The organism is Paenibacillus sp. MMS18-CY102 (assembly GCF_009789195.1).
Taxonomy (GTDB): Bacteria; Bacillota; Bacilli; order Paenibacillales; family Paenibacillaceae; genus Paenibacillus_T.
The window spans coordinates 1-559 of sequence record NZ_WSTC01000096.1 but is presented as its reverse complement, the minus strand read 5'-3'; the positions used below and the strand labels follow the sequence as shown (position 1 = coordinate 559).

The following is a 559-nucleotide window of genomic DNA, read 5'->3' as shown; positions in this document are numbered from 1 at the left end:
CATATCATTTCCGACGGAACGTCCATCGGGATTATGGTTCAGGAGTTTGTTCAGTTGTACCATGGGGCAGAGCTTGCGCCCCTGCGAATTCAGTACAAGGATTATGCGGCATGGCAGCAGGCAGAAGTGCAGAGCGAACGGCTGAAGAAGCAGGAGGCGTATTGGCTGGAGGTATGTAGTGGAGAGATTCCAGTGCTCAATCTGCCTACCGATTACGCAAGGCCAGCAGTCAAAAGCTTTAAAGGAAATACGTTCGAATTTGTTATCGACAGGCAAAGAAGCGAAGGGCTGCGACAGCTTGCCGCGCAAACCGGAACGACTTTGTACATGGTACTACTTTCAGCCTATACGACGCTGCTTTCCAAGTACAGTGGACAAGAAGATATTATCGTGGGTACGCCAATTGCCGGCAGAGCACATGCAGATTTGCAGCAGATGCTGGGGATGTTTGTAAATACGCTGGCGATGCGCAACGCTCCGTCGGGAGAAAAATCGTTCCATGCGTACGTCCAGGAAGTGAAAGAAAATGCACTGAGAGCCTACGAAAACCAGGACTATC

General features: G+C 50.4%; 1 protein-coding gene. It reads left to right on the top strand.

Annotated elements, in window-relative coordinates:
• A partial coding sequence (locus GON22_RS25610; RefSeq protein WP_160398865.1) for a condensation domain-containing protein occupies positions 1 to 559 on the top strand: 559 nt, incomplete at both ends.